The 13,631-nt window shown below is 70.3% G+C and carries 12 protein-coding genes; 6 read left to right on the top strand and 6 right to left on the bottom strand.

Going from position 1 to position 13,631, the window contains the following annotated elements:
* Positions 1-78: 78 nt before the first annotated feature.
* The 3 genes from ACX80J_RS07480 to ACX80J_RS07470 form a co-directional block, all read right to left on the bottom strand.
* Positions 79-891: a spermidine synthase gene (locus ACX80J_RS07480; protein ID WP_459347331.1), complete on the bottom strand. Its 813-nt coding sequence runs from the start codon at positions 889-891 to the stop codon at positions 79-81.
* A gap of 63 nt (positions 892-954) precedes the next feature.
* Positions 955-1,506: a GNAT family N-acetyltransferase gene (locus ACX80J_RS07475; RefSeq protein WP_459347330.1), complete on the bottom strand. Its 552-nt coding sequence runs from the start codon at positions 1,504-1,506 to the stop codon at positions 955-957.
* 49 nt (positions 1,507-1,555) lie between these two features.
* Complete coding sequence (locus ACX80J_RS07470) at positions 1,556-1,897, bottom strand: thiamine-binding protein (protein ID WP_459346147.1); 342 nt, start codon at positions 1,895-1,897, stop codon at positions 1,556-1,558.
* Positions 1,898-2,224: 327 nt separating this feature from the next.
* On the opposite strand from ACX80J_RS07470, the gene ACX80J_RS07465 reads away from it, so the two are divergent.
* The 6 genes from ACX80J_RS07465 (at position 2,225) to ACX80J_RS07440 (ending at position 9,243) form a co-directional block, all read left to right on the top strand.
* Positions 2,225-3,145, top strand: a complete 921-nt coding sequence (locus tag ACX80J_RS07465) for an AEC family transporter (protein ID WP_459347329.1) — start codon at positions 2,225-2,227, stop codon at positions 3,143-3,145.
* 121 nt (positions 3,146-3,266) lie between these two features.
* Entirely contained in the window at positions 3,267-3,599 is a 333-nt protein-coding gene (locus tag ACX80J_RS07460; protein WP_459347328.1) for a hypothetical protein, read from the top strand.
* A 177-nt stretch (positions 3,600-3,776) separates the two neighbouring features.
* The gene (locus ACX80J_RS07455) at positions 3,777-4,985 is read left to right on the top strand and encodes an MFS transporter (protein ID WP_459347327.1); all 1,209 of its coding nucleotides are present in this window, start codon (positions 3,777-3,779) and stop codon (positions 4,983-4,985) included.
* A 332-nt stretch (positions 4,986-5,317) separates the two neighbouring features.
* Positions 5,318-7,063 (top strand): BCCT family transporter, encoded by a 1,746-nt coding sequence (locus tag ACX80J_RS07450; protein WP_459347326.1) that lies wholly within the window; start codon positions 5,318-5,320, stop codon positions 7,061-7,063.
* 46 nt (positions 7,064-7,109) lie between these two features.
* Positions 7,110-8,153 (top strand): alcohol dehydrogenase catalytic domain-containing protein, encoded by a 1,044-nt coding sequence (locus ACX80J_RS07445; RefSeq protein ID WP_459347325.1) that lies wholly within the window; start codon positions 7,110-7,112, stop codon positions 8,151-8,153.
* A gap of 55 nt (positions 8,154-8,208) precedes the next feature.
* Positions 8,209-9,243 (top strand): acyl-CoA thioesterase, encoded by a 1,035-nt coding sequence (locus ACX80J_RS07440; RefSeq protein ID WP_459347324.1) that lies wholly within the window; start codon positions 8,209-8,211, stop codon positions 9,241-9,243.
* On the opposite strand, the gene ACX80J_RS07435 is transcribed toward ACX80J_RS07440, so the two are convergent.
* From ACX80J_RS07435 to pelF, 3 genes are all read right to left on the bottom strand, one after another.
* A complete protein-coding gene (locus tag ACX80J_RS07435; protein WP_459347323.1) occupies positions 9,209-10,663 on the bottom strand; it encodes a hypothetical protein in 1,455 nt (484 codons plus the stop codon). The two genes, ACX80J_RS07440 and ACX80J_RS07435, sit on opposite strands and share 35 nt — an antisense overlap.
* 132 nt (positions 10,664-10,795) lie before the next feature.
* A complete protein-coding gene (locus tag ACX80J_RS07430; protein ID WP_459347322.1) occupies positions 10,796-11,911 on the bottom strand; it encodes a putative glycoside hydrolase in 1,116 nt (371 codons plus the stop codon).
* Positions 11,908-13,602 (bottom strand): GT4 family glycosyltransferase PelF, encoded by a 1,695-nt coding sequence (gene pelF, locus ACX80J_RS07425; protein ID WP_459346138.1) that lies wholly within the window; start codon positions 13,600-13,602, stop codon positions 11,908-11,910. Before pelF ends, ACX80J_RS07430 begins: the two co-directional genes overlap by 4 nt.
* Between the last annotated feature and the right edge of the window lie 29 nt (positions 13,603-13,631).

The following is a 13,631-nucleotide window of genomic DNA, read 5'->3' as shown; positions in this document are numbered from 1 at the left end:
CGACCCTCGCGAAACCCCGCGCGGCTGCGGGGGCAGCCCTTCCGGGGTGACCGTCAGGGCGCTAGGGACTCCTCGCTGTCAGTCCTCGAGGACCTGCGCGCCCGCGGCGAACGCCCGCACCCTCGCGTCCTGCCAGATCTGCGCGGGCACTCCCCCGCCCAGCAGTGCGCGGACCAGCCCCGGGTCCTCGCCGAGGGGGGTGTCACTGCCTGCGATGATCACGTTGCCGTAGCGTCTGCCCTTGAGCATCGCCGGGTCGGCGATGATCGCGGTGCACGCGAACTCGGCACCGATGGTCGCGGCTTCCCGCCTCGCCATCGCCAGGTTGGGGCTGTCGCCGCAGTTGACCACGTAGACACCGTCGGCCCCGAGCACGCGCTTGGCGGCGCGGGTGAACTCGCGGGTCGTGAGCGGGACGGGCGTCATGGCTCCGGCGAAGACGTCACGGATGATGAGGTCGCGGCTGCCCTCGCTCAGGGACTCCGTCACGGAGCGGGCCTCGCCGACGCGGATACGCACGAGCGGTGCCCGCGGGAGGTCGAACCACTCCCGCACCAGGTCGGCCAGCCGCCCGTCGAGTTCGACGACGACCTGCCGCGCCTGGGGGTGGGAAGCGGCGAAGCGGCGGGCGAGCGAGCATGCTCCTCCCCCGAGATGGAGCGCGCGGAGCCGGTCCGACGCCGCCCACCGGGAATCGACGAGCGAGGCGATCCACCGCATGTATTCGAAGTCGAGCTGCAGCGGATCGGCCAGGTCGATGTGCGAACTGGGGACACCGTTGATGCGCAGCACCCAGCCGTTCGGATTGTACGGATCGGGTTCGAGTTCGCACGTCCCGGTGTCGATGGGGAACTCCCCGATCTCGGGCCGCGGGCCTGCGGTCTTCACCATCAGGACCGGGCCGCCGGCGGGTGACGGTGCTGGGCGGGACGGACGGAAGGCATGGGTTCCATGCTAGCCGCGTGGGGGAACCGGCCGGTCGGGCCGGTGCATGCGGAACATGGGCTTGTGGTGCCAGGTCGGCCCGCAGAGCATGGAGGTGCCGTCCGGGGCGAACCCGTTCCGGACGTAGAATCGCTCGGCCCGCGGGTTGCCGTCGAGGATCCAGAGGTAGGCCCCCCGCCTGCCGATGGCGGTGTCGAGCAGGCGCTGCCCGAGGCCCGTGCCGTGCGTCGGCCTCAGCGTGTAGATGTGGTGCAGTTCGAAGTCCGGCCGGTCCTCGTCGCGTCCCGGCCCCGACGTCGCGACCGCCACCGGCTCGCCGTGCTCGTCGAACGCCAGCCAGCTCCGCGCGCTGCCGGGCGTCCGTTCCGCGTCCTCGAACGCCGCCCGCCGGCGCTCGATCATCGCCGGCAGCCCGGCGTCGTAGAACTCGTGGTACTCCCGCGGCATGATGTGCTCGTACGTCTCGTGGAGCGCGGCGACGTGCGTGCGCGCGTAGGCCTCGGCGTCGTCGACCGTGGCCGGCCGGATCAGGTAGGGCAGCGTCAGCAGGGGCTGTGTCACGGCTCTAGTTTAGTGTCCTGGGGCCACCGAGTGGCGGGAGATCCGGAGGTCAGGAATGGCCCTCGAACTGCTGCTGATCCGCGAGCGCCGCCTCGAGCCGCTCCACCTTGCCGGTCAGCTCGCCGGTCCGCCCGGGCCGGATGTCGGCCTTGAGCACCAGGGAGACGCGGCTGCCGTACCGGCCCACGGCCTCGGTGGCGTTCTTGATCACGGCCATCACCTCGTCCCACTCCCCCTCGATGGTGGTGAACATGGAGTCGGTGGAGTTCGGCAGGCCGGATTCGCGCACGATCGCGACCGCGGCGGCGACGGCGTCGTGCACCGACCCGTCGGGGTTCTCGCGGGAGAGGTCGGAGGATCCGGACGGGGCGACACTGAAGGCTACGAGCATGCTCCCAGTCTGGCACGCGGGGGTCCGCCGCGGGAGGGCAGGTTGCCGCAGACCCGCGGCGGAGGTTCGGTTGCCGCAGACCCGCGGCGGCGGCCCGCCCCGAAGGGGCATGCGCCCCACGAAGGCCGCCGGGCAGCGCCGCGGCCGGACGCCGGGTACCTGCGTCGGATGCCGCCTGCCCTCGCCGAGTACGCCCCGGACCCCGATCCGCGTCGCACGCCGTAACTCTGCGGTCCGCAGGACCTGGTGCGTCCCCCGCCCGTCGGTGGACGCACTAGGTTCTTAAGGGGCACCCGGGCGGGACCGCCCGATGCGTAGGGAGAGATCATGCTGGGAGTACTGGGGGGATTCGCCGTCGTCGGCGCGGTGATCGTCATCGGCTACATCGCTGGACGCCTCGTCATCGGTGGACCGCAGGCCGGGTTCGCACTGAACCAGATGGCGTTCTTCGTGACCAACCCGGCGCTGCTCTTCACCGTCCTGGCCGACGCGGACCTCGGTTCGGTGTTCTCCGAGTACATGCCGATCGCGCTCATCTCCTCCCTGGCCATCGCCGTCCTCTACGTCCTCATCAGCAGGTTCCTGTTCCGCAGGCCGGCGGCCGAGACGGCCATCGGCGCGATGGCGAGTTCCTACGTGAATGCCAACAACATCGGCATCCCCATCGCGCTCTACGCCCTCGGCGATGTCACGCCGGTCGCCCCCGTGCTGCTCGTGCAGCTCCTGCTGCTCGCTCCCCTCTACCTGACGGTCCTCGACCTCACCTCGAGCCGGAAACCCTCGTTCCGGGCCTTCCTGACCCAGCCCTTCCGGAATCCGATGATCATCGCGTCCCTGCTGGGCGTCGCGGTCGCCACCACGGGATTCCGCACGCCGGGCCCGGTCTGGGATTCCCTGGTGCTCCTCGGCGGCGCCGCCGTGCCCATGGTCCTCCTGTCCTTCGGGATGTCCCTGCCGGGGAGCCGGCCCCTTCGGCGCAGCCCGGACCGACTGCAGGTCCTCACGGCCACGGCACTCAAGAGCGCCCTCATGCCGGTGGCCGCCTACCTGACCGCGCACCACCTCTTCGGCCTCGACGGCCACAAGCTGCTCGCCGCCGTCGTCGTATCGGCGCTGCCCACCGCACAGAACGTCTTCATGTTCGCCAGCCGGTACGACCGCGGCATCCCGCTGGCCCGGGACACGGTGCTGCTGTCCTCCGTGCTCGCGATCCCGGCGCTCATCGTCGTCGCCGCACTCCTCGCCTGAGCGGACACCCCGGTTCCCCGGGTCGGGGCGAAAGAACCAATGGGCCCGCTTGTCGCGGTCGCCGACAGCATCTACTCTTTTCCCGGTCGCCGTGCACCCACGGCCAGTAGATTGGACAGGCATGAGCAGCAGGATCTCCCCGGACGAACCGTTCCCCGCCGACCTCGGCCGGCTGCGGGACCAGGAGGTCGAGGTCCTGAACAGCAAGGTCCACCGGGAGATCGAGCACGAGTGGGCGGAGGACGGCGACGTCGATCCCGAGACGGCGTCCCGCAAGGACGAGATCACTGATGAGCTCGACGACCGCGATGCGGGGCCGCGCCTGACACTCGTGCCCCGGCAGGACGACGCCGAGGGCTACGGCGAGGACGAGGGCGGCGGACGCGCGACGGCAGCCCTCGCCGGGAGCCCGAACCCCGCCCGCGGCGGGACGGGCGCCGCCGGCGGGGCGTAGGTCAGGACCGGGAGCCTCCCCCGGGGCAGCAGGAATGCCCTGCGTCCCCGCGGTGTTGTTGCAGGAGTCGAAGCCGTCTCTCGGCTTGACTGGAGTATGCCCTTCGGTTTTCAACGGAGCAGCCGGGGCCCTGACCGCCGTAAGACCTCTGATTGGTGTCCCTTGTCTGTTTCCTCCGTGCCGGTGAAGACCGCCGTGCCCTTCCCCTACATCGGGCTGCTGTCCCTCGCGGGGGCGATCTTCGTCTCCGTGACCAGCGAGTTCCTGCCCACCGGCCTCCTGCCGGCGATGGCCCGCGACCTGAACGTGGGCCTCTCGACGGCCGGCTACCTCGTGACGATCTTCGCGGGGACCGTCGTCGTCGCCACCACGCCCCTGGCCGCCCTGACCCAGCGGTACTCACGCAAGTCACTGATCGTCGTCGTGCTCCTCGTGATCGCCGTGGCGAACATCATCGCGGCGATCGCCCCGACCTACGGCGTCCTGGTCGCAGCGCGTATCCTCGGCGGGCTGGCGCACGGGCTCTTCTGGGCCGTCGTCGCAGCCTACGCCGCGCACCTCGTCCCGGCCCACCAGCTCGGCAAGGCCATCGCCATCACCGCCGGCGGTGGCACGGCGGCGTTCGTCCTCGGCGTCCCGGTCGGGACCGCGATCGGCAACGCCCTCGGCTGGCGTACGGCCTTCACCATCATCGGGGTGGCCGTCGCCGCCCTGGCCCTCGTCATCGTGAAGTTCCTGCCCCCGGTCAACCACCACGGAGAGCGGAAGGCCGGCGAGGAGCATGTCCCGCTGCGCCGGGACCCCAGCTTCAGGGCCGTGATCCTGCTGTGCACCGTCATCCTGATCCTGTTGACCGGGCAGAACACCTTCTACACGTACATCGCCCCCTGGCTGACGGACGTCTCCACCTTCGAGCCCGGGTCGGTCGCCCTCGTCCTGTTCCTCTACGGCGGCGCAGGCATCATCGGTCTCGTGGGGGCCGGTTACGCGGCCGACCGCTTCCCCCGCAAGGCGTTCGCGGGCGTCGTCCTGGTGGTCATGGCAGCAGTCCTCACCCTCGCGCTGGCCACCGCCAACACGGTGGTGGTCCTCATCGCGGTCATCGTCTGGGGCGCCGCGTTCGGCGGCATCCCCGCCCTGCTGCAGACCCGCATGCTCCGGACGGCGTCCTTCCGGACCCGCGACCTCTCCGCGGCCCTGCAGACGACGGCGTTCAACGTCGGCATCGGCGGGGGCGCCCTCCTCGGCGGTCTCCTGCTGGACGGCATCGGCCTCGAGGTGCTCCCGTTCGTCATGATCCTGCTCGTCGCCGTCGGCCTTACCCTCAGCCTCGCCACCGACACCGCCAAGGACCGCAGGGAGCGGCACCGCCTCCGCGCCGGCTGACCTGCCGCGCGCCGCCGGGGATCCGGATTCAGCACGTCGTCCACCCCGCCCGGGTGGGAACTTCGTCACATCCGGCCGCCGGCACCGGTGGGACGTGCGGGCGCCGAACCTCCGGTGTCAGGGAGCGTCACCGGCCTCGGCGTCGGGACTGTCCGCAACCGTGGGAGATCGCCGCCGTTGCAGGGAAGCAGGCGCATCGGGGGTGTCCGCCCGCAGCCCTGGCCGTTGTCCCGCCACGGAGGGCCGGTCCCGCCGGGGAAGGCCCGGGCAAGCGGGATTTCGGGCTGGAATCCGCCCGGACCCGGCGGCGGGCCGCGCGTACCCTAAGCCCTATGTCTAACTCCACCGAGCCCATTGAAGGATCACCACCCGGCGAGGAGACGCCGTTCGAGGCCCCTCCCGGGGAGGCGGCCGCGAAGGCCGTGCTGGACCGGCCGGTCCTCTTCGTCTCGCTCTCCATCGTCATCCTCCTGATGCTGGCCGCGGTCCTCTTCCCCGGGGCGTTCTCGGACGTGACCTCGTCGATGCTGAAGGGCCTCGTGGCCACCTTCGGCTGGGCCTTCGTCGCCACGGCCACCGGATTCGTGGTCTTCGCCCTCTTCCTCGCGTTCAGCAAGTACGGCCGTATCCCCCTCGGCAAGGACGGCGAGAAGCCCGAGTACTCGAGGGTCTCCTGGATCGCCATGATGTTCAGTGCCGGCATGGGCATCGGGCTCATGTTCTACGGCGTCACCGAGCCCATCTCCCACTACCTCACCCCGCCCCTCGACGGGATTCAGCCCGCGACGCCGGAGGCGGCCCGCCAGGCCATGAACTACACGCTGTTCCACTGGGCCATCCACCCCTGGGCCATCTACGCCGTCGTCGGCCTGGCGCTCGCCTATTCGGCCTTCCGCAAGGGCCGTGGTGCGGGCTTCAGCGGTGCCTTCACCGCCCTGTTCCGCGGCCGTCCCGCGCCGAAGGGCCTGCGCGCCATCGACGTCTTCGCGATCTTCGCGACCCTCTTCGGCTCCGCCACGTCCCTCGGCCTCGGCGTCCTGCAGATCAACGGCGGACTCTCGAAGGTCTTCGGCGTGGGCAGCAGCCTGGGACTGCAGATCACGCTGATCGCCGTCCTCACCGTCTGCTTCGTCCTGTCGGCCGTCAGTGGCGTCAGCCGCGGGATCAAGTGGCTCTCCAACGGCAACATGATCCTCGCCCTCGCCCTGCTGTTCTTCCTGTTCGTCGTGGGGCCCACGGTCTTCATCCTCGAGCTCATCCCGGCCTCGGCGGGCAGCTACCTCATCGGTCTCCCCCAGATGGCCTCACGCACGGGCGCCTTCGGCGGCCACGAATGGCTCGCGGCCTGGACCATCTTCTACTGGGCCTGGTGGGTCTCCTGGACGCCCTTCGTGGGCTCGTTCCTCGCGAAGATCTCCCGCGGACGCACCATCCGCGAGTTCGTCATCGGCGTCGTGGCCGTGCCCAGCGTCATCAGCCTCATCTGGTTCAGTGTCTGGGGCGGTTCGGCCCTGACCCTGCAGGACAACGGGGTCGACATCGCGGCCGCGAACGCGGAGAGCCAGGAATCGGCGATGTTCGCCCTCCTGTCGCAGTACCCGCTGGCGTCCGTCACCTCGATCCTGGTGGTCGTCCTCGTAGCGGTCTTCTTCATCTCGGGCGCCGATGCGTCCTCGATCGTGCTGGGCTCACTGTCCTCCTTCGGTGCTGCCGTTCCGCGCAAATGGCTCACCATCCTCTGGGGCGCCCTGACGGGCGGGGTGGCCGCCGTCCTGCTCTCGGTGGGAAGCCTCGAGGCGCTGCAGACGCTGACCATCATCGCCGCAGCCCCGTTCCTGCTCGTGATGATCGGACTGTGCGTGGCGCTGATGATGGACCTCTCGAAGGACCCGCTCATCACCGGTGCACGCCGCACCGGATCCCGCGCCGGAGTGCAGACCGGAGTGCGCACCCGTTTGCGCACCGGCTCCCGTACCGGATCCCGCACCGGATCCCGCACCGGACTGCAGATCGGGTTGCGCACCGGAGCGCGCACCGGATCGCGCACTGCCCGGAGGGCTCCCCAGGCGAAGTCCTGACGCCCCCGAGGGTCGGTGCGGCGGATCCGCGGGGCAGAATGGTGTGATGCGCGCTGTCTGCTTCGATGAGTTCTCCGCCCGCCCTGTCCTCCGGGACGTCCCCGAGCCCCTTCCGTCGCCGGGGGGCGTCGTCGTCCGCGTCGAGGCCACGGGCCTGTGCCGCAGCGACGTGCACGGGTGGCTGGGACACGACGACGGCATCACCCTCCCGCATGTCCCCGGCCACGAGCTGGTGGGCACCATCACCGCGGTCGGCGACGACGTCCGGCTCTTCGCCGTGGGCGACCGCGTCACCACGCCGTTCGTCTGCGCCTGCGGGCGCTGCCCGGAGTGCCTGTCCGGCAATGGGCAGGTGTGCCGCAACCAGACGCAGCCGGGTTTCACGCACTGGGGCTCCTTCGCCGACCTCGTGGCCCTGCATGACGCCGACATCAACCTGATCGCCGTGCCCGCTTCCCTCGACAGCGGGGCCGCCGCGCTGCTCGGCTGCCGGTTCGCGACGTCCTACCGCGGCCTCGTGCACCAGGCGCGCCTCGGAGCCGGGGAGACCCTCGTGGTGGTCGGCTGCGGCGGCGTGGGCCTCAGCGCCGTGATGATCGGTGCGGCCCTGGGCGCGGAGGTGGTCGCCGTCGACATCGACGCCGCCGCGCTGGAGCGGGCCAGGAGGTTCGGCGCCGCCAGGACCGTGAATTCCTCCGGACTGCCGCGTGACGCCGTGCTCGGGGCCCTGCGTGGGACGGCGCCGTCGGGCTTCGACGTCTCCGTGGACGCCCTCGGCCGCGAGGAGACGGCCGCCGTCGGGATCCTCTCGCTGCGCCCGCGCGGCCGCCACGTCCAGATCGGCCTCTTCCCCTCGGACCCCGTTCTCCCCATGGGCGCGGTCATCGGCAAGGAGCTCTCCGTCCTGGGCAGCCACGGCATGCCGGCGCGGGACTACCCCGGGCTGCTCGACCTGTTGGCGGCGGACCGCCTGCGTCCGCAGGACCTCATCGAACGGACCATCTCCCTCGCGGACGTGCCGGATGCCCTCGTGGCCATGGCGGGCGACCGATCGGCGGGCGGTGTCACCGTCGTCGACCTCCGGTTGTGACAGCCGCGCGGGGGCTGCATTACCGCTTGAGTCTCCCGGGTGGGGATACTGGGGCATGAATGCTTTCTCGCCCACCGCGGAGGCAGCGCACTCCGTCACCCTGCGGTTCCTCGCCTCCCCCACCGACCTCGGCCACAGCGGATCGGTCGACGCCGGCACGGTGCTCGAGTGGGTGGACAAGGCCGCCTACGCCGCCGCCGTCGGCTGGGCGAAGACCTACTGCGTCACCGCCTACGTGGGCAACATCCACTTCGCGGACCCCGTGGTGGTGGGCGACCTCGTGGAGGTCGAGGCCACCATCGTCCACACCGGCACGTCCTCCATGCACATCCGGACCGTCGTCTCGTCAGGGTCCGTCTCGGGGAACGATGGCGGACGGCGCAGCGAATGCCTGGTGATCTTCGTGGCGGTGGGGCCCGATGGGAAACCCGTGCCCGTTCCCGCATTCGAGCCCCGGACCGACGCCGAACGCCTGGACAGCGACCACGCCGTGGCCCGCATCGACGTGCGCAGGGAGATCGTGGAGGAGATGAGCCGCCAGGAGTACACGGACGCCGGCACCGCCGAACGTACCGTCCTCCGGTTCCTCGCCGCACCGACCGACATCAACTGGGGCGGAAAGGTCCACGGCGGCACGGTCATGGACTGGATCGACGAGGCCGCCTACGTTTGCTCCACGCGCTACTGCGGGCTGGACACCGTCGCGGTCTTCTCCGGCGGCGTGCGGTTCCTGAAGCCGCTGCACATCGGCGATGTCGTCGAGGTGGAAGCCCGCCTGGTCTACACCGGGCACAAAGGCATGCACGTGGCGGTCCACGTCCGCTCCGGCAGCCCGCGGTCGCGGGAGATGGCACTGACCACCACGTGCCTCACGGTCATGGTGGCGCGCGACGACGAGGGCACGGCTGTCCCGGTCCCGCCCTGGGTGCCGCGCTCGGACGAGGACCGGCGCCTCCACGAGCACGCGCGGAACCTGCTGCTCATCCGCAGCCGGGCGCCCGGCAGCATCCTGCCCACCCACCTGCGGCCGGAGGCTTCCGGCGCCGCGGGGAGTGTCAGCCGATCGTCGCCGACCGCGCCGGGACGCTAAGCGTCCTGCCGTACGCGGTGACGGAGCGCGTGATGGTCGTGGTGTTGACCGCCACGACCTTCCCGTTGGACAGCCGCACCACATTGACTCCGGCGAACCGAAGCGGCGCCGCCGTGGCGTAGGCACCCGATGTCACCGCCGTGGTGAGCGCGGTGACCTGGGCATCGGTGGTGCTGACCGACGCCGTGGTGACCGTCTCGAAGTTCGCGTCGTCGTCCCAGGCGTTGTCCTGGCAGGTGGGCTCGGCCTGAGAGAGGGTCGCCGTCATCCGGAGGGCGCTACCCGTGCGGGTCTGCAGCAGGTGTCCCAGCGTCATGCGGTGGTCCAGGGTACGTCGGGTCTTCGCCGCGGCGACCACGGATGACCGGGTGCCGAACCCGTCGCCCAGGCACAGGGCGGAGGTCCCGATGTCGTTGCCCTGGCGGTAGGCGGTCGTCGGCAGTTCGCGCAGCGGCACCGAGTAGTCGTGCTCCACCACGGGCATCCCCGCTGCGGTGATGGCCTGGTACGCCGCGCTCGCCTGGTCCAGGTCGATCGCCGGCAGCGGCCGGCCCGTGCCGGTCGCGACGACGTGCTCGCGGAGCGCGAAATCGACGGAGCCCGTGGCCGCCAGCGTTTTGGCGAGGTTCACCTGGTTGCTCCACGCCGGGTAGACGCCGAGGTTCACGGCGACGGGAACGTCCCGGCCCATGGTGCGCGTGAGCGTGGCGTCGAAGCGCTGCACGGCGGCGATCAGGGCGCGGCCGTAGGCGTCGTCGTCGGGCCAGGGCCCCCACTGCCCGACGTCGACCATGTCCTGGCCGTGGGAGGGGGACATGGACGCGTCGTCGAGGAAGATGCCGTCGAACCGGGCGGGGGCTGCGTCGGTGGTCCCACGCTGCGCATCGGTGCTCAGGAGCGTGTGTGCCGTGGCCGCGCAGGCGTCGGCGTACGCCGGGGAGAGGTCGGCGACCGTCAGGTAGGAGAACCCAGGGTAGCTCGCCAGGCCGTCCTCGTTACGGGCCACCCTGGAGTTCGACGTGGTGACCCCGAACTGCTTCCCGGCGTCGGTCGCGGTGTCGGCGCAGGAGTTCTGGAAGACGCCGTTCCAGGACTCGAAGTCCCTCATCGCACCGATGTTCAGGTAGGCGAGAAAGGTGGTCCCCGGGTTGGCGGCCTTCATGTCGGAGAGCGTGCAGTCCCCGGGGGCATCCGTGGTGGCCATCATCGGATCGACGATGGCCACGGAGACCTTGCCCGTGAGTGCCGCTCCCGGGCAGAGCAGCTGGCCCTGCCGGTAGCCCTGCAGATAGGCGGGCAGTTGCTGCCCCGTGCTCGTGGTCAGGCTGCCGGCACTCGCGGGCGTGGCGAGTGAGCAGACGGCGAAGGCGACAGCGAGTGCCGCGGAAACGAAAGTTGCCCCAGCGGCATTCAGTTTCATACCCACATAGTGGGGCACTCCCGGGGACGGTCACTCGCCGCGGTCCTGATCTGGTCGAATCCTGCGGAGAACCTGACAAAAGGGCAGTTCCAGCTTGCGGATGGCCGCCGCAAGCCTGCGGCTGACCGCTGCTCAGTCGGGGCGTCGGTAGAGGACCCCGCGCTGCGGCGGGAGCACCACCGACGATGGAGCAGGTCGGCCGTCGGCGTCCACGAGGCCTGCAGGAATCCGCACCTTGCGGCGCCGCCTGCCGTCCCGGTTGAAGTTCACCGCCGCGAAGCCGCCGTCGAACTCCCGCCACCAGGCGTGGTTCCTGCCCTTCGGCTCCGTGCGCGGGGCGCCGAGCTGCCAGTCGAGCTCCGGGGCGTACTGGGTGCGGCTGTAGTCGTCGTGGGCCGTGGCGGAATAGGCGCCCCGGCCCTCGCCGAAGATCCAGAACGCCGACAGCCCGTACGCGAAGTTGGGGTGGCGGTCGTCGCCGTCGGTGGGCACGCGGAGGATGGAGAGTCCCGGCCCTGCCGCCTGTGCGAGCTGCGCCTCGGCGGTCATCGGATCGAAGAGGTCCACCGGACTGTAGCCGAGCCAGACCTCCTCGAAGCCCCCACCGTAGGCGGCGTGGGCCTGCCACCTGCCCGGCTCACGGCGCGACTCGGCGATGTTCGGCACGAGGATCTTCCCGACGCCGTTCAGCGCCGCACCCGCGGCGGCCACGAGGTCGCCGAGCGCGGAGCGGAGCGCGGCCATGTCCGCGGCGCCGGAAATGGGCAGCTGCAGCCCGTAGTAGTCCTCGAAGACGTCGTTGTCCGCCATGACGCCGTCGAACGGTGAATCCCGCAGTTCGGCGACCACGTTGTCCACCCAGCGGCGCTGATACGCGGGGTCCCAGACGCGCATCTGCCAGTGGCCCGCATAGCGATCCCACTCGATGCGGCTGCCGTCCAGCCGGGTGGCGAACCAGCCGCCGTCCGTCCCGGTGTCCGTCCCGCTGCCTGCAGGGGCGCCGGCCTGCTTCTCCGCCTCGGCATAGGAGACACCGGAGGTGTAGACCGGCCCGGGCTCATAGCTCCGCGTCGAGGACAGGCACTTGTAACAGAGCACCGTCATGTCGGGACGGCGGCGCTTGAGCTCCTCCGCGGCGGCGGTCTCCCAGGGCTGCAGGATCGCCACGCGGTAGTGCTCCGCGGCGAACTCGAGCTGCCCCGGCAGCAGCGGGTCTCCGTACCGGATCCACGCGCCGACCCCGGTCATGAGTCGATCCGGCTGACGTCCTCGAACCGGGCCGTGTCCAGGTCGCGGAGGTCGGTGATGTCACCGACGGTCCGGTAGATCTCGTTGTAGGAGGACATGATCTCGTGCATCTGGAAGAACTCCTGCACGCGGGTCCGGGCGTTGGCCGCGTACTCCGCGTAGAGTGCCCGGTTGCCGATCACGGCACGGATGTTCTCCGCCATCTGCTCCACGTCGCCGGCGACCACCAGCTCGCCGCAGGAGCCCACGGTCCGGCCGTCGGAGGTGTACAGCTCGTCGCCGATCAGCTGGCGCATGCCGCCGACGTCGGTCCCGACCGTGGGGATGCCTGCGGCCATGGCTTCGAGGACCACGATGGGCTGGCCCTCGTTGTAGCTCGGCAGCACCAGGAGGTCGAACTGGTCGAGCATGTCCCGGACGTTGACCGTCCCGTGGATCGTCACGTGGTCATGCAGCCCCAGGCTCTCAATCTTGGCCAGGCACGCCTCGTAGTACTCGGGCACGTGCTCGGTGGGGCCGAGGACCTCGAGGTGGAGGTTCGGGAAGCCGTGGCGACGCAGCAGGTCCATGCTCGACAGGAGGTCGAGCAGTCCCTTGATCGGCACGACGCGGGCGATGTAGACGAGGCTCCACGTGTGGTCGTCCCCGTGCTGCTCCAGGTGTTCCTGCGCGGCGAGCCGTGCGCGGTACTTGTCATCGAATTCCTCGATGACCATGGCGTTGGGCACGACGACGGCCTTGTCGATGTCGGTGCCGAGGCGGGCGGCCTCGGTGATCGCCGTCGGGTACAGGTAGGTGATCAGGGCGGCGCTGGGGTAGCAGAAGTGCCCCATCTCGGTCCACCACGCCATCCAGGCCCGCTGCTCGGGGGTGACGTCGAACGTCCGGTAGTCCTCGGAGGTGATCGACAGCGCCATGTTGCGGTCCAGCAGCGTATTCACGGTGTCGCGCACATAGAGGTTGTGCTCGGTCAGCAGGAACGAGGTCCCGTGGTCCCGCGCGGCGGCGGCACCGAGCAGCGAGGCATAGCCCGTGGTGTGTGCGTGGTAGACGCGCGCCCTCGGCATCGTGTCCCCGAGGACGGCGTAGGCGAGCGAGAGGAAGTTGCGCAATGTCCAGAAGGAGTCCGCCAGGGACAGGTCGAGCTGGGGCATGCGCACGGAGAGCGCCTCCATGAACTCGCGCGTCCCCAGCAGGGCCCAGAGCGGATAGGTCCGCGTGCGTTCGTTGAACCCCTCGTCGACGAGTTCCCAGAGCGGCTCCACCTCGCGCCGCTCGGACAGTGCGTAGAGCGCATCGAAGAGCCGGTCGGCGAGCGCCGCGCGCTCCCCCGGGGTCATACCGAGGTCCTTCGCGGACACCGCCATGAAGTCGTGCCGGTGCTCCTGCATGCTCAGGTAGACGGGGCGCACCCAGACCACATTGTCGGGCATGCCGTAGAGGTCCTCATGGGGAGCGTCGGAGTCCCAGGTGATGTGGATGATCCCGTAGGTCAGGTCCGGGTTGTGGGTGACGATGTCGTGCACCACGGCGGAGACGCCGCCCTTGAGGTAGGGGTAGGTGGACTCCATGACGATCGCGACGTCGACGTCCTCGTAGTGGCGCTGCCGTGCGGCCTGGGCCGGAGGGACGACGGCGGCGGGTTGCTCGAGTGCTGCGCGGCGGGCCTTCGGGGTCTTGAACACGTACATCGTTCTTCCTTCGTGGGCTGAAAGCGGGT

It is taken from the genome of Arthrobacter rhamnosi (assembly GCF_054510975.1).
Note: the sequence above shows the minus strand (reverse complement) of the source record. Positions and strands in the feature narration are given on the sequence as shown.

Bases quoted from the DNA above. Each gene is read 5' to 3' on its own strand.
- ACX80J_RS07480 (WP_459347331.1), bottom strand. From the start codon at position 891: ATGGTGAAGACCGCAGGCCCGCGGCCCGAGATCGGGGAGTTCCCCATC.
- ACX80J_RS07470 (WP_459346147.1), bottom strand. From the start codon at position 1,897: ATGCTCGTAGCCTTCAGTGTCGCCCCGTCCGGATCCTCCGACCTCTCC.
- ACX80J_RS07465 (WP_459347329.1), top strand. From the start codon at position 2,225: ATGCTGGGAGTACTGGGGGGATTCGCCGTCGTCGGCGCGGTGATCGTC.
- ACX80J_RS07460 (WP_459347328.1), top strand. From the start codon at position 3,267: ATGAGCAGCAGGATCTCCCCGGACGAACCGTTCCCCGCCGACCTCGGC.
- ACX80J_RS07450 (WP_459347326.1), top strand. From the start codon at position 5,318: ATGTCTAACTCCACCGAGCCCATTGAAGGATCACCACCCGGCGAGGAG.
- ACX80J_RS07445 (WP_459347325.1), top strand. From the start codon at position 7,110: ATGCGCGCTGTCTGCTTCGATGAGTTCTCCGCCCGCCCTGTCCTCCGG.
- ACX80J_RS07440 (WP_459347324.1), top strand. From the start codon at position 8,209: ATGAATGCTTTCTCGCCCACCGCGGAGGCAGCGCACTCCGTCACCCTG.
- ACX80J_RS07435 (WP_459347323.1), bottom strand. From the start codon at position 10,663: ATGAAACTGAATGCCGCTGGGGCAACTTTCGTTTCCGCGGCACTCGCT.
- ACX80J_RS07430 (WP_459347322.1), bottom strand. From the start codon at position 11,911: ATGACCGGGGTCGGCGCGTGGATCCGGTACGGAGACCCGCTGCTGCCG.
- pelF (WP_459346138.1), bottom strand. From the start codon at position 13,602: ATGTACGTGTTCAAGACCCCGAAGGCCCGCCGCGCAGCACTCGAGCAA.